26 protein-coding genes and 1 riboswitch are annotated in these 24,260 nt (G+C 43.8%); of the genes, 19 read left to right on the forward strand and 7 right to left on the reverse strand.

What is annotated here, in order from left to right; all coding sequences use genetic code 11:
* The first annotated feature begins 48 nt into the window (after nt 1–48).
* From CSV69_RS07170 to CSV69_RS07190, 4 genes are all read left to right on the forward strand, one after another.
* Nucleotides 49–738, forward strand: coding sequence for a response regulator transcription factor (locus CSV69_RS07170; protein ID WP_099625371.1), 690 nt, complete (start codon nt 49–51; stop codon nt 736–738).
* A 156-nt stretch (nt 739–894) separates the two neighbouring features.
* Nucleotides 895–3,090, forward strand: coding sequence for a sensor histidine kinase (locus CSV69_RS07180; protein WP_099693047.1), 2,196 nt, complete (start codon nt 895–897; stop codon nt 3,088–3,090).
* Between the two features lie 148 nt (nt 3,091–3,238).
* Nucleotides 3,239–3,601 (forward strand): hypothetical protein, encoded by a 363-nt coding sequence (locus tag CSV69_RS07185; RefSeq protein WP_085427877.1) that lies wholly within the window; start codon nt 3,239–3,241, stop codon nt 3,599–3,601.
* 55 nt (nt 3,602–3,656) lie between these two features.
* Nucleotides 3,657–4,118 (forward strand): DinB family protein, encoded by a 462-nt coding sequence (locus CSV69_RS07190; RefSeq protein ID WP_085427878.1) that lies wholly within the window; start codon nt 3,657–3,659, stop codon nt 4,116–4,118.
* 169 nt (nt 4,119–4,287) lie between these two features.
* Here the strand turns inward: CSV69_RS07190 and CSV69_RS16630 are convergent, their stop codons facing one another.
* Nucleotides 4,288–4,557 (reverse strand): hypothetical protein, encoded by a 270-nt coding sequence (locus CSV69_RS16630; RefSeq protein ID WP_143560807.1) that lies wholly within the window; start codon nt 4,555–4,557, stop codon nt 4,288–4,290.
* Between the two features lie 404 nt (nt 4,558–4,961).
* On the opposite strand from CSV69_RS16630, the gene CSV69_RS07195 reads away from it, so the two are divergent.
* From CSV69_RS07195 to CSV69_RS07220, 6 genes are all read left to right on the forward strand, one after another.
* Entirely contained in the window at nt 4,962–5,306 is a 345-nt protein-coding gene (locus CSV69_RS07195; protein WP_085427879.1) for a lmo0954 family membrane protein, read from the forward strand.
* A gap of 15 nt (nt 5,307–5,321) precedes the next feature.
* Nucleotides 5,322–5,954, forward strand: a complete 633-nt coding sequence (locus CSV69_RS07200) for a PspA/IM30 family protein (protein WP_085427880.1) — start codon at nt 5,322–5,324, stop codon at nt 5,952–5,954.
* A 50-nt stretch (nt 5,955–6,004) separates the two neighbouring features.
* Nucleotides 6,005–6,706: a cell wall-active antibiotics response protein LiaF gene (gene liaF, locus CSV69_RS07205; protein WP_099625373.1), complete on the forward strand. Its 702-nt coding sequence runs from the start codon at nt 6,005–6,007 to the stop codon at nt 6,704–6,706.
* The gene (locus CSV69_RS07210) at nt 6,703–7,746 is read left to right on the forward strand and encodes a sensor histidine kinase (protein WP_099625374.1); all 1,044 of its coding nucleotides are present in this window, start codon (nt 6,703–6,705) and stop codon (nt 7,744–7,746) included. The genes liaF and CSV69_RS07210 overlap by 4 nt, the downstream gene beginning before the upstream one ends.
* Nucleotides 7,721–8,353: a response regulator gene (locus CSV69_RS07215; protein WP_085427882.1), complete on the forward strand. Its 633-nt coding sequence runs from the start codon at nt 7,721–7,723 to the stop codon at nt 8,351–8,353. The genes CSV69_RS07210 and CSV69_RS07215 overlap by 26 nt, the downstream gene beginning before the upstream one ends.
* Before the next feature lie 274 nt (nt 8,354–8,627).
* Nucleotides 8,628–9,458 (forward strand): undecaprenyl-diphosphate phosphatase, encoded by an 831-nt coding sequence (locus CSV69_RS07220; RefSeq protein WP_085427883.1) that lies wholly within the window; start codon nt 8,628–8,630, stop codon nt 9,456–9,458.
* Nucleotides 9,459–10,004: 546 nt separating this feature from the next.
* On the opposite strand, the gene CSV69_RS07225 is transcribed toward CSV69_RS07220, so the two are convergent.
* On the reverse strand, nt 10,005–10,742 hold the full coding sequence (locus tag CSV69_RS07225) for an MBL fold metallo-hydrolase (protein WP_099693048.1): 738 nt from the start codon (nt 10,740–10,742) through the stop codon (nt 10,005–10,007).
* 404 nt (nt 10,743–11,146) lie between these two features.
* Here CSV69_RS07225 and CSV69_RS07230 point away from each other — a divergent pair, with 404 nt between their 5' ends.
* The 5 genes from CSV69_RS07230 (at nt 11,147) to CSV69_RS07250 (ending at nt 16,563) form a co-directional block, all read left to right on the forward strand.
* Nucleotides 11,147–12,343: a class I SAM-dependent rRNA methyltransferase gene (locus tag CSV69_RS07230; RefSeq protein ID WP_085427885.1), complete on the forward strand. Its 1,197-nt coding sequence runs from the start codon at nt 11,147–11,149 to the stop codon at nt 12,341–12,343.
* 83 nt (nt 12,344–12,426) lie between these two features.
* The gene (locus CSV69_RS07235) at nt 12,427–12,813 is read left to right on the forward strand and encodes a hypothetical protein (RefSeq protein ID WP_099693049.1); all 387 of its coding nucleotides are present in this window, start codon (nt 12,427–12,429) and stop codon (nt 12,811–12,813) included.
* A 16-nt stretch (nt 12,814–12,829) separates the two neighbouring features.
* A complete protein-coding gene (locus tag CSV69_RS07240) occupies nt 12,830–13,324 on the forward strand; it encodes a DUF1648 domain-containing protein (RefSeq protein WP_099693050.1) in 495 nt (164 codons plus the stop codon).
* Between the two features lie 90 nt (nt 13,325–13,414).
* Nucleotides 13,415–15,136, forward strand: a complete 1,722-nt coding sequence (locus CSV69_RS07245) for a DUF2207 domain-containing protein (protein ID WP_099693051.1) — start codon at nt 13,415–13,417, stop codon at nt 15,134–15,136.
* Nucleotides 15,137–15,159: 23 nt separating this feature from the next.
* Nucleotides 15,160–16,563 (forward strand): cryptochrome/photolyase family protein, encoded by a 1,404-nt coding sequence (locus tag CSV69_RS07250; protein WP_099693052.1) that lies wholly within the window; start codon nt 15,160–15,162, stop codon nt 16,561–16,563.
* Here CSV69_RS07250 and CSV69_RS07255 read toward each other — a convergent pair.
* Nucleotides 16,560–17,450, reverse strand: a complete 891-nt coding sequence (locus CSV69_RS07255) for a MerR family transcriptional regulator (RefSeq protein ID WP_085427890.1) — start codon at nt 17,448–17,450, stop codon at nt 16,560–16,562. The two genes, CSV69_RS07250 and CSV69_RS07255, sit on opposite strands and share 4 nt — an antisense overlap.
* Before the next feature lie 119 nt (nt 17,451–17,569).
* Here CSV69_RS07255 and CSV69_RS07260 point away from each other — a divergent pair, with 119 nt between their 5' ends.
* The 4 genes from CSV69_RS07260 to CSV69_RS07275 all read left to right on the forward strand — a co-directional run bounded on the left by CSV69_RS07260 (nt 17,570) and on the right by CSV69_RS07275 (nt 21,229).
* Nucleotides 17,570–18,010 (forward strand): hypothetical protein, encoded by a 441-nt coding sequence (locus CSV69_RS07260; protein ID WP_099693053.1) that lies wholly within the window; start codon nt 17,570–17,572, stop codon nt 18,008–18,010.
* Between the two features lie 143 nt (nt 18,011–18,153).
* On the forward strand, nt 18,154–19,446 hold the full coding sequence (locus CSV69_RS07265; RefSeq protein WP_099693054.1) for a globin-coupled sensor protein: 1,293 nt from the start codon (nt 18,154–18,156) through the stop codon (nt 19,444–19,446).
* Nucleotides 19,447–19,462: 16 nt separating this feature from the next.
* Nucleotides 19,463–20,533: an ABC transporter permease gene (locus tag CSV69_RS07270; RefSeq protein WP_099693055.1), complete on the forward strand. Its 1,071-nt coding sequence runs from the start codon at nt 19,463–19,465 to the stop codon at nt 20,531–20,533.
* 3 nt (nt 20,534–20,536) lie between these two features.
* The gene (locus CSV69_RS07275) at nt 20,537–21,229 is read left to right on the forward strand and encodes an ABC transporter ATP-binding protein (RefSeq protein WP_085427894.1); all 693 of its coding nucleotides are present in this window, start codon (nt 20,537–20,539) and stop codon (nt 21,227–21,229) included.
* A 269-nt stretch (nt 21,230–21,498) separates the two neighbouring features.
* On the opposite strand, the gene CSV69_RS07280 is transcribed toward CSV69_RS07275, so the two are convergent.
* Genes CSV69_RS07280 through CSV69_RS07295 form a run of 4 tightly spaced genes read right to left on the reverse strand, consistent with a single transcriptional unit; the run spans nt 21,499 to nt 24,071 of the window.
* Nucleotides 21,499–22,515 carry a ThiF family adenylyltransferase gene (locus tag CSV69_RS07280; RefSeq protein WP_099693056.1) on the reverse strand — a complete coding sequence of 339 codons (1,017 nt, stop codon included), beginning with the start codon at nt 22,513–22,515 and terminating at the stop codon, nt 21,499–21,501.
* A complete protein-coding gene (locus CSV69_RS07285) occupies nt 22,512–23,285 on the reverse strand; it encodes a thiazole synthase (RefSeq protein ID WP_099625385.1) in 774 nt (257 codons plus the stop codon). Before CSV69_RS07285 ends, CSV69_RS07280 begins: the two co-directional genes overlap by 4 nt.
* Complete coding sequence (gene thiS / locus CSV69_RS07290) at nt 23,282–23,488, reverse strand: sulfur carrier protein ThiS (protein ID WP_085427897.1); 207 nt, start codon at nt 23,486–23,488, stop codon at nt 23,282–23,284. The genes CSV69_RS07285 and thiS overlap by 4 nt, the downstream gene beginning before the upstream one ends.
* On the reverse strand, nt 23,472–24,071 hold the full coding sequence (locus CSV69_RS07295) for a thiamine phosphate synthase (RefSeq protein WP_099693057.1): 600 nt from the start codon (nt 24,069–24,071) through the stop codon (nt 23,472–23,474). Before CSV69_RS07295 ends, thiS begins: the two co-directional genes overlap by 17 nt.
* Before the next feature lie 70 nt (nt 24,072–24,141).
* A riboswitch (TPP riboswitch) is annotated at nt 24,142–24,250 on the reverse strand.
* Nucleotides 24,251–24,260 lie beyond the last annotated feature (10 nt).

Genomic DNA, 24,260 nt, shown 5'->3' on the forward strand with positions numbered 1-24,260 from the left:
AAGAGTTGGGTGATAGAATGAAGTTATCAGTGAGACGAGGTGACGGACGTGGCGGAATTTACAGTGTTGGTCGCGGATGATGATAAGGAAATTCGTGATGGAATTGAGATTTATTTGAAAAATGAAGGATATCATGTGTTGAAGGCGGAAGATGGACTAGAGGCATTGGCGTTACTACAAAATAATGAAATTCATTTGTTGATATTGGATATTATGATGCCGAATATGGATGGGATAACGGCGACGTTCAAAATACGGGAAATGCAAAATATTCCGATCATCATGCTAAGTGCGAAAGCGGAAGACTCGGATAAGATTCACGGACTTTCGGTTGGCGCTGACGATTATGTCACGAAGCCGTTTCATCCATTGGAACTCATGGCACGCGTGAAATCGCAACTTCGCCGATATGTACGGCTTGGGACGTATGAAGGACAGAAAGTGATTGAAGTCAATGGTCTCGTCTTAAATGAAGAGGCGAAGGAGTTGACGGTGGATGGGACACCGGTTCGGCTGACTCCGATTGAGTTCAAGATTACGGAACTTCTTATGAAACATCCAGGACGTGTGTTTTCGATCAATGAAATATATGAACGCGTATGGAATGAACAAGCGTATAACGCGGAAAATATAGTGGCGGTGCATATTCGGAAAATCCGGGAGAAGATTGAAGTAGATCCGAAAAATCCGCGTTACGTGAAGGTGGTGTGGGGTGTTGGCTATAAAATCGAGAAATAAAAGTGGAATAGTTTGGTCACTGTTTGCGATTGCACTCGCATTCTGCACTCTTATATACTGTGCTTCATTTACGATTGATTTATTCATCAACGGTTTGGACCGAATAAGTTTAGCTACCGATTACTTTGTACGAATTATAAGAGGAGGAAACGCGTGATGAATAAAAATATAAAGCTACTCATTTGGTCAGCGCTTGTGACGCTTGTGTTAATCGCATTGCCGTCTATCATTCATTATGGACCGCAGTTGATTGGGAAATCGTTTACTGATCAAGATGACTTTAAATATCGAATGGAGCAAGTGTACACGAATCTGTCTGAGTCTACTCTGAATCCCGTAGACTTGAAAAAGATGGAGAAGGAACTATATGTCTCAGATGGTGACATCAGTGAGTATCGCGAGCGATATGGTACGCTACCTGAACAGCTGGACAATATCCAGCAACAGTATGCAGATAAGATCACAGAAGCAAAAAAAGATCAAAACGAAACATTGCTGTTAGCGCTCGTCAAAGAGCGGAATATCAAACTAGACGATATTAAGAAGAACTTTGAAAGCGATAGTTATGTAAAAGATAAAATTCGTGCGGAAAAAGCTCAAAAGCTAGAGCGCGCAATAAATGAAACGCAAAGTTATCAAGAAACGAATATTCCAATTGCTTATGATCTAGTCAACACAGAAACAGGCGAACGTTTTACTAGAGGTGATGTCGAAGTGACGTCGCTGTTCACTGAACAATTCAACGATGCACGAGGTTATTTTAAAGCAGATTCAGCTCAGTTTGATAATGGCTATGAATATCCAATGGAGGAAGGAATATCATTTTCCGACGAGGAGATTGCGACGATCAGCAATCCTCCGCAATATTTTGAAGGGACTATTATTATTCCATCAGATGCAGCTGTGTTAGGTTCGCTTGCGGAAGAAAACGATAACTTTATACGTGGGAAGTATATGATCTATGCGCTGTGGGTTATAGGAGCATTAGCGCTGGTGGCGTTGTTCACAGTTATAAAGTTCCGCAAAGAATGGGTGCTTGAGTCGCGATTCGCAACGATGTATAGTCGTTGGAAAATAGATGTGAAAGTAATCCTGTTGTTGCTGACGGGAAGTATATTGGCTCTTTATATACAGTCGGCTATTTACAATGCAATGTATCAATTAACCAGTTTACGACTAGGTGTCATAGGGAACGTAATCGTTAGTTTTGTGCTATTGGGTATTCTATTTACTGCGTTACTGGCATTCCAAGCGACTCATCTAGTTGAACAATATCGGAAGTCGGGAGCACTAGAAAGAGCGTTTCGAGAAAGCTATAGTATGCAATTCATCCGTGATGTACGGGACGTATTCAGCAACCGGTCGATCGGTATCCAGCTGTCCTTACTACTCGTTATATTTTTTCTAGCCGGAATAGGGTTCGTAGGTGGGTTCATGGATCCGGCGCTCATTGTCATTTACATTTTTTGTGTACTGTTTGTTGCCATACCTGCCTTATTTATTTTTGTAAGAAGGGCAGCCTATTTGAATCGGATATTGGCTGCGACAAATGATATGGCGGCGGGTCACCTGACGCAGGCGATTCCAGTCAAAGGCAAATCGCAACTTGCGAAACACGCAGCCAATTTGAATAATTTGCGTGAAGGTGTGCGTGTCTCAATTAATGAGCAAGCAAAAAGTGAACGCTTGAAAACAGAATTGATCACGAATGTTAGTCATGATTTACGAACACCGCTAACTTCTATTATTACGTATACGGATTTATTGAAAGACGAAACGTTGTCGGCAGAAGACCGTGCGAAGTATGTCAGCATTCTAGATCAGAAATCACAGCGCTTGAAAACGCTTATTGAAGATTTATTTGAAGTCTCGAAAATGGCAAGTGGTAATTTGGAAATGGTCAAGCAAAGGGTGGACTTGAATCAGTTGATGCAACAGGCATTGGCGGAACATGCGGAAGAGTTTGCTAAGTCAGATTTGCACATCCGAACTATTTTACCTGACGAACCGGTCTTTGCGATGGTGGACGGTCAAAAATGGTGGAGGGTGCTCGACAATCTGCTGATCAATGTGTGGAAATATTCATTGCCGGGAACGAGAGTGTACGTCAATCTACAGCAAGTTGGATCAAACGCACGCATTATCTTAAAAAACGTCGCTAGATATGAGCTGGGAGATAATACAGATGAGTTATTCGAGCGCTTTAAACGGGGCGATGAATCTAGAAAAACGGAAGGTTCTGGTCTAGGATTGGCAATTGCGCAATCTATTGTCGAGCTACATGGAGGACGAATGGAAGTGGAAGTCGACGGAGATTTGTTCAAAGTAACGATTGATATCATCGGTAGTTAAATGGACACAGAACAAGATGGGAGGAAATTCCTGTTTTGTTCTGTTTTTAAAATTTTAAAAGGATTACGTTTTGTTTGTGGCGAATAAGGGTAAGTATAGGGAGTGCAGTCTATCTATTATTGACCGCATGAAAGGGAGGAATGGTTATATGACAATCGTTGATGGAAAGTATCCAAACAAAAGAGATCTAACTCCAAAAGTTAAAGAGATGGATGAACAAACAGATGCAGTTGAAGGCGTAGTAGTACCTGATGAATTGCCACTTGCGGATCCAGCAGATTCTGATTCAAGCGAATCGTTCAGGGAAAACGCTCAAGATGACTCAGGAGAACATAAACCATCCGCTTACAGTCAAAATAAATCACCGAGCCAAAACTATCATGATCTGACACCGGGTGAGAAATTCCCTTATGGAGATCAGGAAGAATATAATCGTGAATACAACACCGAAGCGCATGACCAGTGGAATCAGCATAAAAATATCAAAAAGCAAGAAGAAAATCAATCGTAAAGTCAGCCTGCCTAAATGCAAGGCTGTTTTTAGATTAGAAGAAGAGGTGGAATGAATGGGTGCATTGCAACAGTTTTCAATGGCAAGAGGGTTTACATTAGGCCTCATTAAACGAGCGGATGAACATGCGTGGGACGCTCAACCAGAGGGCTTTTCTAATACCGTTCAATGGAATGTAGGACATATTTATTCATTGACTGAGGATCTTCTTAACCGTTCAATGAATGACTACCCAGTCGATAAGTTGGAATGGGCAGAGTTTTTTGCGCCAGGAACGAGTCCATCTACTTGGCCAAGCAGTCCTCCAGCAAAAGAGGAGTTAATCGTTGCGATGAAAGGTCAAGGCAAGCGGATTTCGCAACTGAGCGAACTACAGCTAACGCATCGATTGAACACACCCATTTCTATCGGCAAGTTCATTACGTTGGAAACCGTCGATGAAGTTCTGCAGTTTCTAACATGGCATGAAGGTATGCATGCCGGTTTGATTGATGGCCTACTTAAGGCAAATAAATAAAATTAAATATAGCTGTTCAGGAGATCGTAATGGATTTCTTGAACAGCTTTTTTGTGTTGGGTTAGGGATTTATTCAAATAGTAGGTAAGAAGCAAGTCCATTGTCCCCACTACGGCGCTGGTGGATGGCTTTCGCGAGGAGACATAGACAGGAAGTGCGCCTGTCTTTGTCACCTCGCTACGCCTACCACAGTAGTCGCCTTCGTTAGATTATATGTAGGGCAGTTCCTACACTTCCTTCGCAAGAAATACATAATAGATATCACGATGTCACTGACCTTCTTTCTATTAGAACCACAACCGAAATAAATACCACTCAGTAGCGCAGGCACAACTGCGGGGTAGGCCGTGGCCATGAGACAACTGGCAGCACCACCGCCAGCTGGCTCATGGCTGGAGGCAATCCCCCACGTGCCTGCGCGAGTCCAGAAAGTGGACACTCACTAATTGCAGTCCTCAACAACCAGTCGAGCCACGCCCCAAAAATAAGTATCAAAGACCCGTAGCCGCATAGTCTCTTCGCCAACCAAGCTTGCAGGTTGGGTGAGTTACACAATTTAGCATTCTTAGAACCACAACCAAAATAAATCCCCCACGTGCCTGCGCGAGTCCAAAAAGCAGACGCTCCCTGACTTCATAACCCAACAACCAGTCGAGCCACGCCCCAAAAATAAGTATCAAAAACCCGCAACCACATCGTCAACGTTCTTCCGCCAAACCGTTCCTAGTTTCGATACCTACTCACACTCAGCCCTAAGTCTGAGTTAGAAATCCGCTATGGGACCGTCGGAGAAAGCGGGAATTCATTATAAACTAAGGTTACAAATGAAGGGAGGACATCAACATGAAGAAAATTGGTTTATTCTTGCTCGGCATTATCGCAGGCCTGGCAGCCGTATTGAATCTTGGATCCATCGTCGTGCTAGCTGTGACAGGGGCAATCGCGCTCGTTAGCTACCACTACTGGAGAAAGAGTCACTCGATGTTCGCGAAAGTATTTTGGATGACAGTCCTGGTTATTAGCGTCATCAGCTCAATTTCAAACGTCGGTGCATTCATCGGTATCATCGCAGTAATTGGAATCTACTACGTATACCGCAAGTGGAACGACCGTAACGTAAACCCGAACGTCATTTCGGATGATCCATTCACAAACTTTGAACGCCAGTGGAACGAACTTACAAAATAAAAGGAGAGATGCAGTATGAACGCATTTTGGCATAGAGTAAAATATACCGTACAAGAAGATCTCAATAAGTGGATGGACAAGCCACAAAGGAAAGAAAACCCGCTAGAAATGCTCAATCAATATTTTCTGGATGCGCAAAAGCAGACTGCGGAAATTGGTAAGTTGTTGGAACGTCAAGGGAAACTGAAAGAGGAATTGGAAAATGAACGTCAGGATGCAGAGTTAATGGCGATGAAGCGTCGTCATCAATTAGAACTTGCTGAGGAGACAGGAGAAGCTGAATTAATTACGTTTGCGCAAGAAGAAGTGGAAGCGTATGAAGGACGGGTAGCGCGTTTATCGGCAAGCATTCAAGATGCTACACAAGAATTGCTTTCATTGGAACGGAAATTCGAAGAGATGAAGCACCGTGTGAAGGACATGCGTGTTCGTCAACTGCAATTGATGGGCAAAGAGAACGTTACGCGTGCGAAGGAAAAGATGGATCGTTTTGTTAAGCCGGATCAATCATTTTCCACACTCGATGACTTGCATTCATACATCGAAAACCTGGGTAGTGGCAGAAGAACGACGCAATCCCACTCATCGATGGAACAACGATTAGATTCATTAGAGAAATCTAACGCAAAAACTCAAGATATTGTGTAAACTGTAAGAGGAAGCATCACGCTTCCTCTATCGAGAAGGGAGAGAATGGAATGGCTAAAAGGGATTCAACTAAAGTTTCGGTCTACTTGCTTGCTCTATTGGCGATTGCTTTCGTCGAATCGATGCTGTTTTCAAATGGCAATTTCATCTTCCTCCTTCTCGGTTGGGGATTTCTTGATTATGGATATCGGAAACGCGGAAAGTGGACAGCGATAACAGGGATTGTTTTCATCGTCATTGCGCTCCTGACATTGTGGAGTGTGCGACTGCTGATTTTAGTAATTGTCTTGTATATTATTATGAAATTATGGAGAGGCACGCCTGCTAGCGAAGTGTTCGGTAATCTACAGAAACCGAGAGAGAGACGGTCGCAAGGTTTGTGGAGAAATCGATTGTTTTCCATACAGTCAACACCCCTTTCGACGTACGAGTGGGAAGATGTGCATATGCAAGGTTTTTTCGGGGATGTACATGTCGATGTAACGGATACGGTCTTGCCAAGAGGAGCTTCGTTCATTTCGATTCGGCAAATCTTCGGGAAGGTTCTGATTGAATTGCCCTATGATATTCCGGTTCGAATTCATTATGCAACATTATACGGCGAAGCAGAACTTCTAGGAAATGCACCGCAGCAGCTATTCAATGAAAGCGTGCAAGCGTATGATGGATATGAAACGAAGCGTCCGAATGATCCTGAGTTGATTATTTCGGTATTCACTTGGATTGGCGATGTGGAGGTGCGTAGAAAATGAAGGCAATCATTGGTCGCACCATTCTATTGACGTTGACATTCAGCGCAATCGTCGCGGTCTTTTTCTATTTTTTCATTGATGTCACGCTCGTAGAATATCAGTATTTGTTGTTCAATATGGAAGCTGCGGATATGCCCCTCATTGCTTGGTTATTTTCGACGATTTTCATTATTAGCTTGGTGATTGCGGGTTGGATTGGACAGAACGGCAGAACAAAAGAGAATATTATTATCGGGAAATTGCAGGATCTTTACGCAAAGCAGGAATTTACGAAGTCGAATAAAGTGAAGAGGAAGACTAACCGCTCGATTGAACAACTATACGAGGTACTAGAAGCGCAGCGAAATAGTTTGCGCCGTATTACGGATGAACGAGTAGAGACGCAAGACAAACTCATTCAAGAACGTATAATACAAGAGCGCCAGCGATTAGCAAGGGAATTGCATGACTCAGTGTCCCAGCAATTGTTCGCGGCTTCGATGCTGTTGTCGGCACTTGCGGAACAGGCGGAAGAAGGCCCGATTCACAAGCCGTTACTGCAAGTGGAGAAAATGGTTCAGCAAGCACAACTGGAAATGCGTGCGTTGCTTCTTCATTTACGTCCGGCTGCTCTGCATAATCAGACGCTTGCGAAAGGTCTGGAAGAATTATTAAGTGAATTACAGCAAAAAGTGACGTTTGATATTACACATCGTTTAGAGGATATCGAGTTGTCTAAAGGTGCGGAAGATCATTTATTCCGGATTGCTCAGGAAACGTTATCGAATACGCTTCGTCACGCAAAAGCGACAGAAGTGGAGATTTTATTAATCGAACGAGATGGGCTGGCGATTTTACGCGTGCAGGATAATGGCGTCGGATTTAAGCAAGATGACGGCAAAGGCGGTTCGTACGGTTTGCAGAACGTAAAAGAGCGTGCGATTGAGATTGGCGGTAGTTGTAAGATTGTCTCGGTACCATCTCAAGGGACGATTGTGGAAGTGAAGTTACCGATTTTGAAAGGGGAGCTGGCGGATGATTCGAGTGCTGTTGGTGGATGATCATGAAATGGTGCGCATTGGCGTATCGACGTATTTGCAAATGCAACCGGATATCGAAGTGATTGCGGAAGCAGAGAATGGCCAGATCGGAGTAGTGAAAGCGCTGGATTTGCGACCGGATATTATTTTAATGGACATGGTTATGCCAGTCATGAACGGTGCTGAAGCGACGGCTGCGATTATCGAGAAATGGCCCGAAGCGAAAGTGATTATTGTCACCAGTTTCCTTGATGATGATAAATTATATCCTGCACTTGAAGCGGGAGCTGTCAGTTATATTTTGAAGACGTCTAATGCGAAACGTGTGGCAGATGCTATTCGAGATACAGTGCAAGGACAAACGGTGCTTGAGCCTGAAGTGACATCGAAAATGATGACGAAGATGCGCGGTGGTCAAACACATGCCTTGCATGAAGATTTAACCGACCGCGAGCTGGAAGTGTTGTTATTATTAGCTAAGGGCAAATCCAATCAGGAAATAGCGGATGAACTGTTCATCGCGTTAAAAACTGTGAAGACCCATGTCAGTAATCTATTATCCAAATTGGAAGTTCAAGACCGCACACAGGCGGTTATTTATGCGTTTCAAAATAAATTAACGAATTGATAGTCTACAAGTAGAAGTCGCCACATATGAGTAGATAGACGGTGAAGTTGTGGATAAGCATTGATTTCAGCAGGAATAAACTGAAATTACGAACTTCTCCACAAACTATCCACGCGCAATGTGTATAAGTATTCAGTTATATGCAAAATAAAAAAATATGCACATGTGGATAGAAATATTTTTCGGAAACTTATCCACTGTTTGTGTCGTCATGGTAGACTGTATAACAGAAAATAGAATAGCAGAAGGACAGCCTTCGCGGAAAGAGAGTCATATGGAATTATTTGATTTAATTAAAGCGTTGATTTTAGGATTCGTAGAAGGAATGACTGAATTCGCACCCGTATCTTCAACAGGTCATTTGATTATTGTTGATGATATGTGGCTGAAGACGGAAGAGTTCTTAGGAAAGTATCCTGCCATTACATTTAAGATTGTGATTCAGCTCGGATCCATACTAGCTGTAGTCGTTGTATTTTGGAAACGGTTATTTAGTTTAGTCGGTTTGTATAAAGTAGATAGCAATGTCAAGATGAGTGAGCGTTTCAATTTGCTTCACGTTATCGTAGGTATGTTGCCGGCTGTCATTTTCGGTTTTGCGTTTAAGGACTTGATCGATGATTATTTATTCGGCGTGGAAACAGTTATTTTTGCGCTAGTCGCCGGTGCATTTTTGATGATTGCAGCGGATAAGTTTGGACCGAAAAATCCAAGTGTGGTGTCATTGGATCAGATTACATACAGACAGGCATTCACAGTTGGGCTTGTTCAGTGTTTGTCGTTGTGGCCAGGATTTTCCCGTTCGGGAGCGACGATTTCCGGCGGTGTGTTGTTCGGGATGAATCATCGGACAGCAGCTGATTTCACGTTTATCATGGCGGTTCCGATCATGATGGGCGCGAGTCTTGTGTCGGTGTTGAAGAACTGGGAGTATATGTCGATGGATGACATTGGTTTTTACGTGGTTGGTTTCTTGAGTGCGTTTGTGTTCGCACTGATTTCAATCCGTTTCTTCCTGAAATTGATTTCGAAAGTCAAGTTGATGCCGTTTGCGATTTATCGTATCGTGCTAGCAGTGATTTTGGCTGCAATTGTGTTTTTATAAGAAGTTAGACGACCTTTGTGTAAGTGGCAGAGGTCGTTTTTTTTGTGGGATGGAATTGGAAGGCTCAAAATGTGCTTGGGTTAGGGATTTGCGCTCTAGGCGGACGCGTTCGGGAGGGTGGGCGGTGAACCACACCCCTTCGCTTCGCTCGCCGGGTGTTTCACCTGTCCCACTGATCCTCCCCGAGTCGCCGCCTGCCGCTTCAATCCCGGCAATATAAGTGGGTGATAGTTATCGAAGTTCATTCAAGATTGTGTTGTGATTATTTCTGTTTTTGACCTTAGATAAGTTTAAGGAAAACAATAATTTACATTCTACTGCTAGTGAGTGTTCTAAATCCTTCTACTATAAAAGTAGGATGGAAGCGGAAGTTGGCGGCGACTCCCGATGGATCAGCCCGATCAGGTGAGACAACTAAAGGAACGCAGTGACTAGTTGGCTCACCGCGGGCCCATGGGAAAGCGTCCGCCAACTGGAGCTTCCATCCCCTCGTACTCTCAAACTTACTTACCACTCCTAAGCGCTTACTAATTTACTCCCCTATTCTTAAAGCATTGTATACTTCTTCCCAACTTCCGCAATCTCCGCTGAACCACTAAACGTTTTTCCTGCTTCATTCAATATCTCATTGATATCACCATGATGCGGCAAGTGGGTGAGGATGAGCTGCCCGACTTCGGCTTGCTGCGCCAGTGCGCCTGCTTGACTGCCTGCCATGTGACCCGGTGACTTACCTAGATGCTCTTCGTACAGGTTAGCTTCGCAGAATAGAATGTCCGCGTGTTGTGCGAAAGGCACGAGCTTGTCCGACCATTCCGTATCTGCTGTGAAAACTACTGACTTGTCATCCACTGTGAACTTCATTGCGAGGCAGTAGACCGGATGGATTGTCGGACAAAACGTAACCGTAAATTGACCAATTTGAACGGATTCATTTTCCCGAATTTCGATACCTTGCGTTTGTTCTTTATACGTTAACTTCGCAAATTCTTTCCTATTCCGCGCATGACTATAAATCGGTAGTGGTGGGGAAGGTTGTCCTAAGTAGTATTGAATCAATCGGCTATATTGCAGGCTTCCTATGTCTGCGATGTGATCCGCGTGGTAATGGCTGATGACGACTGCATCGAGTTGGTCGAGTTCGATGTAATTTTGCAAGGAAGATAGTACGCCGCTGCCGCAGTCGAAAAGGCAATGGAATCCTTCGTGTTCAATGAGAAATGAAGAGGTGGCGCTACTTGCTTTTGGATAGCCGCCCCAGATACCTAATGGGATGATGTTCATGTGAATTCCTCCTGTTTGGTTGTTTTAGTATTTTCATTGTAAGTGAAGGATGGATAAATGTCGTAAAAGTATGTGTTTTTGAGGATACCGACTCTAAGCGCCACCTTTCACTTTTGGTTCATCCAGTTCCAGGTGGCAGAGTCTCGGGTCATAAGTCAAAGCTGCTGTGCGGCAAAAAACGCCGCTTCGCATCTTCGCCTTATGCCTGCCGACTCTAAGCGCCACCTTTCACTTTTGTGTCATCCAGTTGCAGCGGCTAGGATCTCGGGTCATAAGTCGTGCTGGTCGTGAGGCAAAGAGCGCCTCAAGTCCAGCCCGTCTTATGCCTGTCGATCCTGACGAGCCGCTTTCACTTTTGTGTCATCCATGCGATAATAGAGAAAATACACTTTGAGGATGACGATATGAGTAAATTAGTTGAAATACAGTTGAATGCACAGGGCACGGTGGCTTTGAAGAAGGGGTATCCGTTGGTTTTGAAGGATGCTGTGATGAGTAGTGAGATTCAGGCGAAGGAAGGTAGTTTGATTCGTCTGACGGATCGGTATCATAAGTATTTGGCTACGGGGTATTATGGAATTCAAAATAAAGGAATCGGCTGGGTGCTGACTTCGAATGAAAGAGAAGAGATCGATTTTGATTTCTTTGATCAAAAAATGGCAACGGCTTTTGAACGACGTGAGGTATACGCGGAAGATCCGGATACGACGGCTTATCGTTTGTTCAATGGAGAAGGCGATGGAATTGGTGGTTTGACGATTGATTTCTTCGACGGTTATTACATGGTCAGCTGGTATAGTGAAGGTATTTATGCGTTCCGTCACCATGTCTATAATGTGTTGGACAAGCGTGGCGATTATAAAGCGGTCTATGAAAAGAAGCGCTTTGATTCGAAAGGGCAGTATGTCGAGCAGGATGATTTTGTCAAAGGAACGCCTGGAGATTTTCCGATTATCGTCAAGGAGAATGGCATGAACTTTGCGATTGATTTGAACGATGGCGCGATGACAGGTGTATTCTTGGATCAGCGTGATGTTCGCGAGACGATTCGTGATAACTACTCGCAAGGTCGCGAAGTATTAAATACATTTTCTTATACAGGCGCGTTTTCCGTGGCGGCTCTACTAGGTGGCGCGAAGAAAACGACGAATGTCGATTTGGCGAAGCGTAGTGTCGCGAAGACGATTGAACAGTTCAGCGTCAATGGCATTGACTATGAGCAGCAAGATATCAAAGTGATGGATGTCTTTGATTATTTCCGTTATGCGAAGCGTCATGACATGAAATTTGGACTTGTTGTGCTGGATCCACCGAGCTTTGCACGTTCGAAGAAATATACATTTAGTACAGCGAAGGATTATCCTATGCTAATGAAAGAAGCGATCGCGGTTACAGAGAAGAATGGTTATATCGTAGCTTCTACGAATAACGCAAGCTTCAGTATGAAGAAGTTCAAAGGATTCATTGAGCAAGCATTTAAAGAGATGGATATGCGCTATAAAGTAGTGGAAGAGTCTTCGTTACCAAGAGATTTCCGCACACCGCGGGACTATCCTGAATTTAATTATTTAAAAGTAGTTATTGTGCAGAAATTACGTTAATTCGTCACAAAAACGTTTGGTGACAATGTCAATATTTCCTAGTACGATGGATGTAACGAAGTCGTAAAATGGGAGGTAGACATATGAAACAAATACTTGCGCTGTTGGTGTTAGTATCTGTCTTTTGGATAACTGGTTGTTCCAATGTGTATAGTCAGGAAGACGGCTACCGGATGGCCATCATCAATCAAGGATTCCCTGTGCCGAAAGAAGCGTATGAAGTGAAAGCTGAAGATTGCATAGGAGAGATTTCTAAATCAGCAAAGTATAAGCTAAAAGGAATCGGTGACGCAGACGGCAATCCACCAGATCATTATTTACGCACGATTGAGGACTGGGGATGGACGGAAATGGTGGAAGACCGAAGAGGATCTATCCATTTCTATGAAAAACAAGGCAAGATCATGTCGCTCAATATTAAAGAAAATATTTTTGATGTCTTTGAAATGACGAGCGCAAAAGAATCATAAGTTAGGTGGCGAGAGTATGGAGATGAAAAAACCGAAGCTCGACATAGAGAAACCTGCTGTAGCAAAAGTGTTCGATGTGTTGGTTATCGCTTTATTCGCTGCTGCTCTCGTCTATTTGCTCCTGCAGTGGAGTCAATTACCCGAACGAATTCCTGCACATTTTGGTGCGGATGGTGAAGTGGATCGCTATGGAACGAGAATGGAATTACTGCTGTTGCCGATTATTGGTATCGTCATGTGGGTGGGCATGGGGATATTGGAAAAGTATCCGCATATGTATAACTACATTAATTTGCGGCCTGATAACATAGAAATCCACTATCGTTATGGCGTGCTGTTTATGAACGTCATCAAAAACATTTCAACCCTGTTGTTTGTCTTTTTGATCTGGCAAATGACAGACATTGCCTTGGCCAAAATCGCTACGTTGAACATGCCCATTTTTATCATGATCTTGGTACTGCTTTTTGGTTCAATGGGTATATACTTTTATAAAGCCATGAAATTATAGAATATCCATTACGAAAATCCAAATACTCTGCCAACAAATGAATCTATTAATCACCTCTTATCGTATACTCATGATAAGAGGTGATTTTTTATGAAATGGAAACTATTAATTGTCGCTTTACTGGCTTTTCTAGTTCTACCGATGACAGCAGGAGCCGTAGATTTTAGCATTCCGGATGTGAAAATCAATGCGCAGTTGGAAACTGACGGCACTGTTCGAGTAGAAGAGAAGCATACGTATGATTTTGACAGTGAATTTAATGGAATCATTCGAGAAATTCAACCGAAAAGAGGGGCTTCGATTGAAGGCTTTACTGCTTATGAAAAGGGTAAAGAATTAGAGATCGAAAAGCGCGGTACAGAATATCGAGTACATCGCAAAGGAGACAGCGAAGTCATCACGTTCGATTTGCAGTATACGATTACCAATGGAATGGAAATGTATAATGATGGTGGACAATTCCTTTGGCCATTTTTTGACAGCCGTAATGAAACAGATTATGGCAATATGACGATTACTATTGTACCGCCTGCTGATGCGTCTGATGTGTTGTTCATCGGATACGACAGTGCGGAAGGGACTGGTAAGGTACAGCCTGATGGAACGGTTGTATTTTCGTTGGGAGAAATTGATGCCGGGGACAATGGTGATATCCGCGTTGTCTATGAACCGTCTTTATTTCCAGGAATGACCGCAAGTGATCAAGATATTCGCCCATCAGTGAAAGAGGATCAGGAAACGGCAATTAGAAAACGTGAAGAGTTCATTCAAAATCAAAGGACTACCGGTATATTTGGTAGTGTCAGTGTTGCGGTCGGTATTTTAGGAGTGGGTCTGATTGGATTCTTTGCGAGTGCCAGAAGAAAAAGGTATAGCAAGGAAGCGCAATATGAAATGGATGCGAATGGTTTCTACGTTCCTTCCAATAATATGAGCTTACCAGCATTGCTTCTTTTCAAGAATGGCGTAGCTTCCGTAGAGTTGATGTCCGCGGCGTTGCTTGATCTCGTACGCAAAGGGCATGTAAAGCAAGTATCGGATGACGAGTTTGAGTTGATCGATGCGAACGTCAAACTAGAGCATGAGAAGCAGTTGATTCAATTACTATTTTACCAAATCGGACAGGAGAAAAAATTTACATTGAATGAATTGAATAGTTATACGAAAGAAAAGAAGAACTATGAAGCATTCGATAAAAAGTTTACGATGTGGAAAGATCTTGTAAAAGAAGAATTGAATCAGTATGAAATGAAGGTAAAGACAACGAAGGAGCGTGTGATCCTGAGCTTGATCGGGGTGCTTGGCATCGGATTCGCTATCGCTTTTGTTTATTATGAGCTGTACGCGCAACTGGTGTTAGTAGGGATGTTGACGTTGGTAGCTTTTGGCTTCGCACTGTTTTATAGTCCGTATAATTATGAAGGAACTTTGCTGAAGCTGGAGTGGGAGCGAGTGGATAAGTGGATGAAGGAACTGGATACGAAGAAGTGGGAAGGACTCTCACTTGATGATCGATTCCGTGTGTTGATTTATGGTGTAGGGGTGAAGAATCCAGAGTTGGACGCGTATTATAAAGACTTTGTCAGTGCTCAGAAGCAACTGGATCAGAATCGTACAAAATCACGACACGATACGGGAGATGCGTATTATGGAAGTGGCTACTATGAAGGCGCCGTCTACAATCCGGTGTTTCTCGCAGGATCATTCAACCAAGCTTCGTCGAATGTATCAAACAACGCGCCTAGTAGCGATAGTAGCAGCAGTGGCGGAGGAGGAACCGGTGGAGGCGGCGGTGGTTCGGGTGCGTTTTAAGGTGTGTAAAAGGAGAGAACAGAATGAGCAAAACAATAGTTTGGTTCCGAAAAGATTTGCGTTTACATGATCATCCAGCATTGGTGGAAGCGGCTGCACATGGAGAGGTGTTGCCCGTTTTCATTTTACCAAAAGTGCGTCATGCGGCATCGGATTGGTGGCTGCATCACAGCTTACTAGAAATCATCCAGCGCTTTGAAGACCAACAGATCCAATTTATTGTCAGAGAAGGACAACCTGTTGAACAGTTGATGAAATTGATAGAGGAAAGCGGAGCGGATCAACTAACTTTCAATGAATTATACGATCCGGAAAGCCGGGAAGTAGAGCGTGAATTGGCAGAAGCTTGTGAGAGACAGCGCGTTCAAGTACGTTCATTCCAAGGGACACTCCTTGTAGCGCCTGATGTGATTTTTAATAAAACCAATCAGCCGTATAAAGTATTTACTCCGTTTTGGAAGCGACTACGGCAAGAACCGATCGCAGCACCGTTTGCGACACCTGAACTTATACCGTCTACTGTGAAATACTATTCATTGTCTTCAGGCGAATGGGGCCTTTTATCGGCTAATCGTTGGTATGACAAGTTAATGAATCATTGGCAACCTGGAGAAGTAGCCGCTATGGAGCGATGGGAAACGTTTCGGGACAGTGGATTATATGATTATCTAGTCGGGCGAGACCTTCCTGCGCAAGCTAGTGTTTCACGATTGTCTCCTTACTTGGCGTGGGGAAATGTTAGTGTGCGTTCGTTATGGCACGGGGCGATTGCTGCGGCAGATGATGTTGGTGATCAGCAAGTAGAGGCTTTTATCCGTCAATTGGCGTGGCGTGACTTTGATAATTATCAGTTGCTATATTTCCCTGAGATGATAACGAAACCTGTGCGACCGGAGTTTGAAAAATTTCCGTGGCAACCCGCAGATAGTCGGTTAGAGGTATGGAAAACAGGGCATACCGGTTATCCATTAGTCGATGCGGGGATGCGTGAATTATGGGAAACAGGTTATATGCATAACCGAGTACGAATGGTTGTAGCTTCATTTTTGATTAAGCATTTATTGATCGATTGGCGTGAAGGTATGGCGTGGTTTGAAGAAACTCTTGTGGACTTGGACATAGCAAATAATGCGATGGGATGGCAATGGGTGGCGGGCAGTGGCTTTGATGCCTCACCGTACTTCAGGGTGTTTAATCCGATTCTTCAGGCAAAGAAATTCGATGAAGACGCACAGTATATAAAAAAATGGCTGCCCGAGTTAACGGACATGCCGGTAAAGTTTGTATTTGAACCTGCGGAAGCGCCGGATGACGTGCTAAAAGCAGCGGGAGTTACAATCGGTACGACCTATCCAGCTCGGATGGTGGATCATCAAGCTGCCCGTGCGCGCGCATTGGCAGCGTATGATACATGCAAAAACACTTAAATTTCATCAATGGATTCAAGCAGATGAATATGTTGTAAATGTAGCTTGTCAGCCCAAATGAATGCGCCGTATCCACCTAGATAAAATTCGGTATTAGGATGTTTACCCGCAAAATCATCCAACTCCTGCATGAGCTGTGGATTCTTTTCAAACGGAAATGTAGTGGAAGCTGATAGCAATACCTTGACGGGCTTGATCTTATCAATAAGTGACTGAATAGCACCTGGAGCTGGTGACGAACCGATCATCGCTGTACGCCAGCCCTTGAGCATTAATTGTAATAAAAAAATATGCACCGGAATTTCATGCGATTCATTAGGGAGGCACGCGCCTAATAATATAGGGGAGTCCTCACGGTATTGGAAGTTGCGTCGTAGCTGGACGAGTTGATCTCGTACGACCAGACTAGACAAAGCTTCCTGATACTCGTCCCACTCACCACTTGCCCAGTGATCGCCTACTTCTTTCAAAAAAGGAATGACGATTTGGCTTAGGTAGTGTTCAAGGCCCAATCGATGATAGGCGGCTTGAAGGGAAAAGTTTAATTCTAATTCATCGCAATTTTTCCCGTGAAGCAATAAATCATTCAATATATCCTCTAAATACGTATCTTCGGAATTTGATGGCATGTCGGTTTTCTTCTGGGACTTGGCCATTTCGGCTGCCTGTGATAGTGCAAAGCCATCTTCTGCGTAACGTTTCATCAGTAAAAATAACCGAATGTCATCGTCATGATAGATTCGATATCCATTATCGAGACGATGTGGAATCACAATATCATAACGTTCTTCCCATTTCCTCAAGACTTGCCTCGACAAGCCTGTTTGATCTGCAACCTGTTTAATTGTATACGTCGGGGTTTCAGATGACGGCTTCAAAGCAACCAACCTTTCTTTATACTAGAATGAACAATGACCAATCGCCTTGTTCTACATGTCTAACATTATACATAGATTTGACGAGACAAGTCAAATCTGTTATTTTTACATTGTAGGAAGGTGTATAAATGAAAACTAAATACATTGTGCAAGGCACCTGGATAGGTATTGTAACAGGGATTCTCCTCGCTATTGTCTTGAAAATGGTGCAAGCGATAACGGGTGACAAAGTATATACACTGTTACTGAACGTAGATTACATACCCATCGTAAAAGAGTATCAATTTCCAGAAGTAATTGAAGTGTTTTTTCATCTCATCGTTTCAGTCGTACTCTGTATCATACTCGTGATCCTGTATGACAAGAGTAGGGGTTTCATACATAACCATGCGATTCTGTTCCCTCTTCTAGTGAATGTCGCCATAGGGTTGTTATTGTATCCGACGACATCATTTTCTGACCGAACGCCAAGTGTTACAAACATAATTTCTTTGTTGTGGTGGGTCGCTGGTCATGCATTATACGGTTTCGTTGTAGGGGTTTTGATAAATAGGAAACCGAAAGAATAGAATAGGCCTATTCTAATGACGAACTCTAGTATTTGGAATTATTTATGTGTATAATTAACTAGTATACAACATTGTACAAAGTCTAAACAACCTAGAAAATAGCAGTTTGTTCGTGTCAGTTGAAGAAAAAGGAGAATACTACTATGTGGATCACAAAAAGACGTAAGACATTATCATTAATACAACCTATTTCCTCTGTCCCTGTCAAATTGCAAGTATCTACCAAAGAAGTTCAATTGCAGTTGGATGCGATTCAATTAAGAGAGCGGGATCTACAACTATTACGTGCACTAAAAGAACCGATGAGCGCTCGGATCGATGAAATTGTAAAAGCATTTTATTCAAGTGTGACTGCAGTTCCTAAGCTATCTCAGATGATTAAAAAGAACAGTACGACGGAGTATTTGAGTAAAACATTAGCCGTACATCTCGGTGGACTATTCGACGGTGTAATTGATGAAGCATATTTGATCAATCGCAGTAAAGTGGCGAATGCACATTTGCGAATTGGACTGGAACCGAAATGGTATATCGCAGCTTTTCAAAACTTGCATTCTACGATGCTCGACATATTATTTGATCTTGAATTAGATCGTGCGGAAGAGCAAGAAATGATTGTGGCATTAAGCAAAATATTGAATTTTGAAAAGCAGTTGGTTCTTGAAGCGTTTGAGAAGAGTACAAATGACTCAATCCGTGCAAACCAACAAGAAATAAAAAATAGCGTCAAACAACAAATTGGCAGCATTGCGCTTAAAATCGAGGGGAAGTCTGAGTCTACATACGCAGTAGTCAATGATTTGATTGAGCAATCTGCTACACTAGACGGAAAAATCCAAGAAAGTATCGTACGTTCCGAAACTTCTGCCAATCAAGCGCAATCGGGAATCGAGCAGATGGCGCAGATGGTTGTGACATCGGAGACGATTGTTAAAGAAACGAAAGGCATGGCAGAATTAGTTGAAGAATTGAACCGTGCCTCCATTCAAATTGAAGAGGTTGTACAACTAGTGAAAAACATTGCTGATCAGACGAATCTGTTGGCACTCAACTCCGCAATTGAAGCGGCACGTGCGGGCGTTCATGGAAAAGGCTTCGCAGTCGTTGCGGATGAAGTACGAAATCTTGCCGATCAGACGAAACAGTCGACAGATAATATTGCGCAACTTGTCGCGCAGTCAAAAGCAAAGACGCAAGCCGTTCATGTTGCCATTGATACGGTCACGAAGTTTGCGGATATGGGCATGAAAGAGACTGAAACAACGAGAGAAACATTCCAAAACATAACAGATACAGTCCATTTGACGATTGATGATATCCGGCATTTTTCAGACCATATGAAAAATCTGCAAGACGTTATTACATCGATTGGTGGCGTTTCAAAAGAAGTAGTTTCAACTTCTTATGAATTAGAAGAAGCAATAGATGTCCTATAAAAGGAAGTGAGCATGAATGTTTTTAGCTTGGAGCGAAATTAAAAAGAATAAACTACGGTTTTTACTCATTACGTCGATTTTGCTATTGGTATCGTTCCTCGTGTTCTTCCTATCAGGTCTAGCTAATGGATTAGCTAGCATGAATAGGGAAGCGATCGACACATGGAAAGTAGATGCTGTTCTACTGACGGAGGAATCCGATAAGAGCTTGTACGAATCGGCGCTCAACAAGGAGGTAGCCGATGAGCTAGGCGCGAAAGAAACGGCTGTTGTCAGCCAAATGGGTGCCATTGCGAACAACGGTGACACCAAGCAAAACGTTATGCTCTTCGGTATTGACCGAGATGAGTTCATCAAGCCAAAAGTCAGTGAAGGGGACCCAACGTTTTATGTTCAAAACGGTGTGGTAGCGTCGGACGTGTTGAAAGATGAAGGCTTTAAGATCGGCGATACGCTGGAGCTATCTTCATCTGATACGGAACTGACGATTGTTGGCTTTACGGAAAAGGCTCGTTTTAATGCATCACCTATACTTTACATGAAGTTAAATGATATGCAGAAGATCAAATTTGGAGACGCGTATACAATGAATAAAGATATTGTCAACGCGATTGTCGTCAAGGATAAAGAGTGGGATCAACTTTCATTGCCTGATAATACAGAGATTATTGAAACGGAAACGTTTATCGAGAACCTACCTGGTTACACTGAGCAAAATTTGACGTTAACGTATATGATCTACTTCTTATTCGTCATTTCAGCCGCAATCGTTGCGATTTTCTTGTACGTATTGACTGTGCAGAAAATCAGCATGTTCGGTCTGATGAAAGCGCAGGGGATTTCCAGTGCGTATTTGGCACGATCGGTTATAGCGCAGACTTTCATTCTTGCGCTAATCGGGGTTGTCCTCGCATTCGGTCTGACATTACTTGCGGGAAGCTTCCTGCCAAATGCCGTTCCTATCATGTTTGATATACCTACCATGATGATTTATGGTTTGGTCTTAATAGTAGTGGCGATTCTCGGAGCCGTTATTTCGGTTTGGACGATTATCCGAATTGATCCGCTCGAAGCGATAGGAGGATAAACGATGGTACTAGAATTACGAAATGCGAAAAAGACGTTCGGTGAAGGCAATACGCTAGTCGAGGCGATGAAAGAGACCAATTTTGTAGTCGAACGTGGCGAATTGGTCGCAGTCATTGGTCCATCCGGTTCAGGTAAAAGTACGTTCCTGACGGTGGCTGGCGGTCTGCAAACTCCAAGTGAAGGTCAAGTGATCATCAATGGTAAAGAATTATCGCAGCTGAATGAAAAGCAGCGTTCTAAAATTCGCTTGCAGGAAATCGGTTTTATATTGCAGGCTTCCAATCTCGTACCGTTCTTAACTGTTGACGAGCAGCTGGAATTGCTGAATAAAGTGAAGAAAGACAATATGTCAAAAGACGAGCAACGTAAGTTATACGAGGATTTAGGTATTACCAAGTTGCATAAGAATTATCCTTCCGATTTATCGGGCGGTGAGCGGCAACGTGTGGCGATTGCCAAGGCGCTGTTCAGTAAGCCGGCGATTCTTTTGGCAGATGAGCCTACAGCTTCGCTCGATTCTGATCGGGCATTTGAAGTAATGGAGTTGTTGCGAAATGAAACGAAGTCCAATCAAACGGCGACCATTGTCGTGACGCATGACGTACGGTTGATCAAGTACGTAGATAAAGTGTACAAGATGACGGATGGTGTGTTGAAGCTGGAGAGTTCGGCTGAGGCGGATGTGACTGAGTAAGTGTAGTGCTAGGTTTTTAATGAAATAAACGCTTCGGACTGCCGTTTTAGGGCTTTCCGAAGCGTTTTTTCGTCGGTGGATTGTGTGGGTTAGGTCGTAAAATTGTGGTGGTCGCTCAATGGAACTGGCTGAACGCTCTATGTGGCGTTTTATCCGCTCTATATTACTGGCTATCCGCTCTATGTGACTCGCTCTTCGCTCTATCCAGCAAGTTAACCGCTCATAGACCACACATAAACGCTCTAAGGAGAATAAGAGACATCAAACAATCAGCCAAGCAAACCTGCCACGATCTTCCGCGCGGCCGTAATATCCTTCGTCCCATGCACCAACATCCGACCATCGCGGAATAACACGAGGCGATGGTCGTTATAATCGCAGGAAACCAAATAAGGATTTTGCTTTAAATTAGAAACAATATCGCGAATGGAATTAGCAAATGGTATCAGCTCAACTTGTCGATTTTTCGGCCATGTCAGTTGTACCGTGTCGCGTCCGCATAGTACAGCCGTACGAACCACTTCATTGGCAGACAAGTAAGGATAGACAGGGGTATCTGAGCAACTTGGACAATTCGGTTTCTTCATGCTTTGTACGTTCATGGCAGCGCGCTCGCCTGTCCAGAGATCGACGGATTCGAGACGGGGTCCCATTGTTGCCCCCGTGATACACTTCAGCAGTTCTGCGGTTTGACGGGCGGCAGTCGTGACGACGATGGGCGAGATGACGCCGACTGTATCGCATGTCAAAGACTGTGGCGGCAACGCTTCGAGCAGACAATGTAAGCAGGGCGCTCCTTCTTTTACACCGATAGGAAATGTCAGCCCATAGCTACCGACGCAAGCGCCCATGAAGAAGGGGATGCCGAGTTGTAATGCGGCGTCGTTTGCGAGTAATCGAGTTTCGATATTATCTGTGCCGTCGAGAATGAAATGATGGCCTTCGAATAATTCGAGGACATTTTCAGGCGTGACATCCGCCACAATCCCACGAACTTTCACGTCGCTGTTGATCACGCGCAATCGGCTTTCCGCAGCGATTGCTTTCGGTAATTGATCGATGACATCTTGTTCTGAGTATAATTGCTGTCTATGAAGATTAGTCCATTCCAAAATATCGCGATCGACAATGGTCAGTTCGCCGACGCCTGCCCGCACTAGCATCTCCGCTCCTGAAGAGCCAAGAGCACCCGCTCCTAAGACAAAAACTTTTGCTTCGCGTATACGTTGTTGTCCAATTGGTCCGATGGGTGCAAACAGTTCTTGCCGAGAATATTTACTGCTCAAGTCGTCACAAGCCCTTCAGTCGGACTGCTAGCCACGCCATAATCACGAACTGGCATACGTCCAGCTTTATAACCGAGACGTCCCGCTTCAATCGCGAGCTTCATTGCCTCTGCCATCATGACGGGATTGGCGGCTTCCGATACGGCTGTGTTCAGCAATACACCGTCTGCGCCGAGTTCCATCGCGAAAGCGGCGTCTTTTGGAGAGCCGACCCCTGCGTCAATAATGACGGGTACATTGGACTGCTCAATGATGAATGACAAATTCAACGGATTCAGAATGCCTCTGCCTGAACCGATTGGCGCAGCGCCTGGCATGATAGCGTGAACGCCTAATTCGCATAGTTTTCTTGCAAGTACTACATCGTCTGACGTATAGGGTAGTACAATGAAACCTTCCTCTAACAGCATTTCAGACGCACGTAATGTTTCCACTGGATCAGGAAGTAATGAACGGCTACAGCCGATGATTTCCACCTTTACCATGTCGCAAAGTCCCGAAGCTTTGGCGAGACGTGCGATATGTACGGCTTCTTCCGCTGTGCTGGCGCCTGCGGTATTCGGAAGCAATGTATAGCGCGTTAAATCAAGTTGTTCGAGAAAATTGGGTTGCGATGCTTCAAAAATATCCATGCGTCGTACTGCGAACGTCAGGATCTCTGCTTCTGATACCGCCACTGCTTGCTTTTGAATATCAAATGAAGGATATTTCCCCGTGCCTAGTAATAAACGTGAAGAGAATTCTTTATCTGCAATTTTTAACATGTTCATCCGCCTCCTACAAAATGTATGATTTCAATTTGGTCTCGGTCCATGATCGGTGCGTCGTAGTGATCTTTCTGCAAAATTTCCTTGTTTTTCTCCACGATCAAAATACGATCGCCAAGTCCTAAGTGCTCAAGTAACTGCTGGATCGTCCCTACTTCAGGAATGACGGGAAACGATTTGCCGTTCAGATCAATCATTTTCTCCATGAGATACCTCTCCTTTTCTATAACTCTGCAAAGTTTTCAGTGAACGCATAGGGGATAATACAGCGACGCCTGCCACGTGGTTTTGCTGTAAATTAGGTAAGTGATGCGGCTGAATTCCACCGATAGCATACACAGGAATCGAACTATACTGTGCAATAGAAAACAATTCTTCCGTTCCACGCGCTGGCAGCCCAGGTTTCGAAGGCGTTTCAAAAACATGCCCGTACAATAGCCAGTCTGCTCCCTCATTCATAGCTACCTTTGCCTCTTCCAATGAATGAATCGAGCAACCGAAAGAGAGCTCGGGGAATTCTCGATATGCATCCTGTAACGACATACCATAGCCAGTCAGTTGCACTTTTTTAAGCTTCAGTCTTCTAGCCAAGTGAGGTCTGGCATGAAGAATGAGCTTGTCGAGTGGGAATTCAGCACTTGCAAGACGCGTAACTAAATCTACTAGCTGTTCATCTAACTTGGACTTTTCCCGCAAGATAATAGCATCAAGAAACGGTGCTGTGTGCAGCAAATGTAGTGTCAGTTCATCCACCGAAAGACGGTCGTCAGTCACGCCAAGTAACTTCATTCATTCCCCTCCAATAGAAAAAACCACTTCCCGAATCGGAAAGTGGTAGAAATGTCGACAGAAATACATAAGTAACGACTCGCCACTTCCCTCCGCAGGTGCTAACCTGTTCAGGTAATAAGGGTTTCAGAGCCACACTCTTTTCTCAGTCCTTGTAAAGGATTCCCCTAATGGTCAAAATATTTGGTT

Source organism: Sporosarcina sp. P26b (assembly GCF_002743245.1).
GTDB classification, from domain to species: domain Bacteria; phylum Bacillota; class Bacilli; order Bacillales_A; family Planococcaceae; genus Sporosarcina; species Sporosarcina ureae_C.

What these genes read in the sequence shown, in the direction of transcription:
- CSV69_RS07180 (WP_099693047.1), top strand. Translation starts at nt 895, where the DNA reads ATGAATAAAAATATAAAGCTACTCATTTGGTCAGCGCTTGTGACGCTT.
- CSV69_RS07185 (WP_085427877.1), top strand. Translation starts at nt 3,239, where the DNA reads ATGACAATCGTTGATGGAAAGTATCCAAACAAAAGAGATCTAACTCCA.
- CSV69_RS07190 (WP_085427878.1), top strand. Translation starts at nt 3,657, where the DNA reads ATGGGTGCATTGCAACAGTTTTCAATGGCAAGAGGGTTTACATTAGGC.
- CSV69_RS07195 (WP_085427879.1), top strand. Translation starts at nt 4,962, where the DNA reads ATGAAGAAAATTGGTTTATTCTTGCTCGGCATTATCGCAGGCCTGGCA.
- CSV69_RS07200 (WP_085427880.1), top strand. Translation starts at nt 5,322, where the DNA reads ATGAACGCATTTTGGCATAGAGTAAAATATACCGTACAAGAAGATCTC.
- liaF (WP_099625373.1), top strand. Translation starts at nt 6,005, where the DNA reads ATGGCTAAAAGGGATTCAACTAAAGTTTCGGTCTACTTGCTTGCTCTA.
- CSV69_RS07210 (WP_099625374.1), top strand. Translation starts at nt 6,703, where the DNA reads ATGAAGGCAATCATTGGTCGCACCATTCTATTGACGTTGACATTCAGC.
- CSV69_RS07215 (WP_085427882.1), top strand. Translation starts at nt 7,721, where the DNA reads ATGATTCGAGTGCTGTTGGTGGATGATCATGAAATGGTGCGCATTGGC.
- CSV69_RS07220 (WP_085427883.1), top strand. Translation starts at nt 8,628, where the DNA reads ATGGAATTATTTGATTTAATTAAAGCGTTGATTTTAGGATTCGTAGAA.
- CSV69_RS07225 (WP_099693048.1), bottom strand. Translation starts at nt 10,742, where the DNA reads ATGAACATCATCCCATTAGGTATCTGGGGCGGCTATCCAAAAGCAAGT.
- CSV69_RS07230 (WP_085427885.1), top strand. Translation starts at nt 11,147, where the DNA reads ATGAGTAAATTAGTTGAAATACAGTTGAATGCACAGGGCACGGTGGCT.
- CSV69_RS07235 (WP_099693049.1), top strand. Translation starts at nt 12,427, where the DNA reads ATGAAACAAATACTTGCGCTGTTGGTGTTAGTATCTGTCTTTTGGATA.
- CSV69_RS07240 (WP_099693050.1), top strand. Translation starts at nt 12,830, where the DNA reads ATGGAGATGAAAAAACCGAAGCTCGACATAGAGAAACCTGCTGTAGCA.
- CSV69_RS07245 (WP_099693051.1), top strand. Translation starts at nt 13,415, where the DNA reads ATGAAATGGAAACTATTAATTGTCGCTTTACTGGCTTTTCTAGTTCTA.
- CSV69_RS07250 (WP_099693052.1), top strand. Translation starts at nt 15,160, where the DNA reads ATGAGCAAAACAATAGTTTGGTTCCGAAAAGATTTGCGTTTACATGAT.
- CSV69_RS07260 (WP_099693053.1), top strand. Translation starts at nt 17,570, where the DNA reads ATGAAAACTAAATACATTGTGCAAGGCACCTGGATAGGTATTGTAACA.
- CSV69_RS07265 (WP_099693054.1), top strand. Translation starts at nt 18,154, where the DNA reads ATGTGGATCACAAAAAGACGTAAGACATTATCATTAATACAACCTATT.
- CSV69_RS07270 (WP_099693055.1), top strand. Translation starts at nt 19,463, where the DNA reads ATGTTTTTAGCTTGGAGCGAAATTAAAAAGAATAAACTACGGTTTTTA.
- CSV69_RS07275 (WP_085427894.1), top strand. Translation starts at nt 20,537, where the DNA reads ATGGTACTAGAATTACGAAATGCGAAAAAGACGTTCGGTGAAGGCAAT.
- CSV69_RS07285 (WP_099625385.1), bottom strand. Translation starts at nt 23,285, where the DNA reads ATGAACATGTTAAAAATTGCAGATAAAGAATTCTCTTCACGTTTATTA.
- thiS (WP_085427897.1), bottom strand. Translation starts at nt 23,488, where the DNA reads ATGGAGAAAATGATTGATCTGAACGGCAAATCGTTTCCCGTCATTCCT.
- CSV69_RS07295 (WP_099693057.1), bottom strand. Translation starts at nt 24,071, where the DNA reads ATGAAGTTACTTGGCGTGACTGACGACCGTCTTTCGGTGGATGAACTG.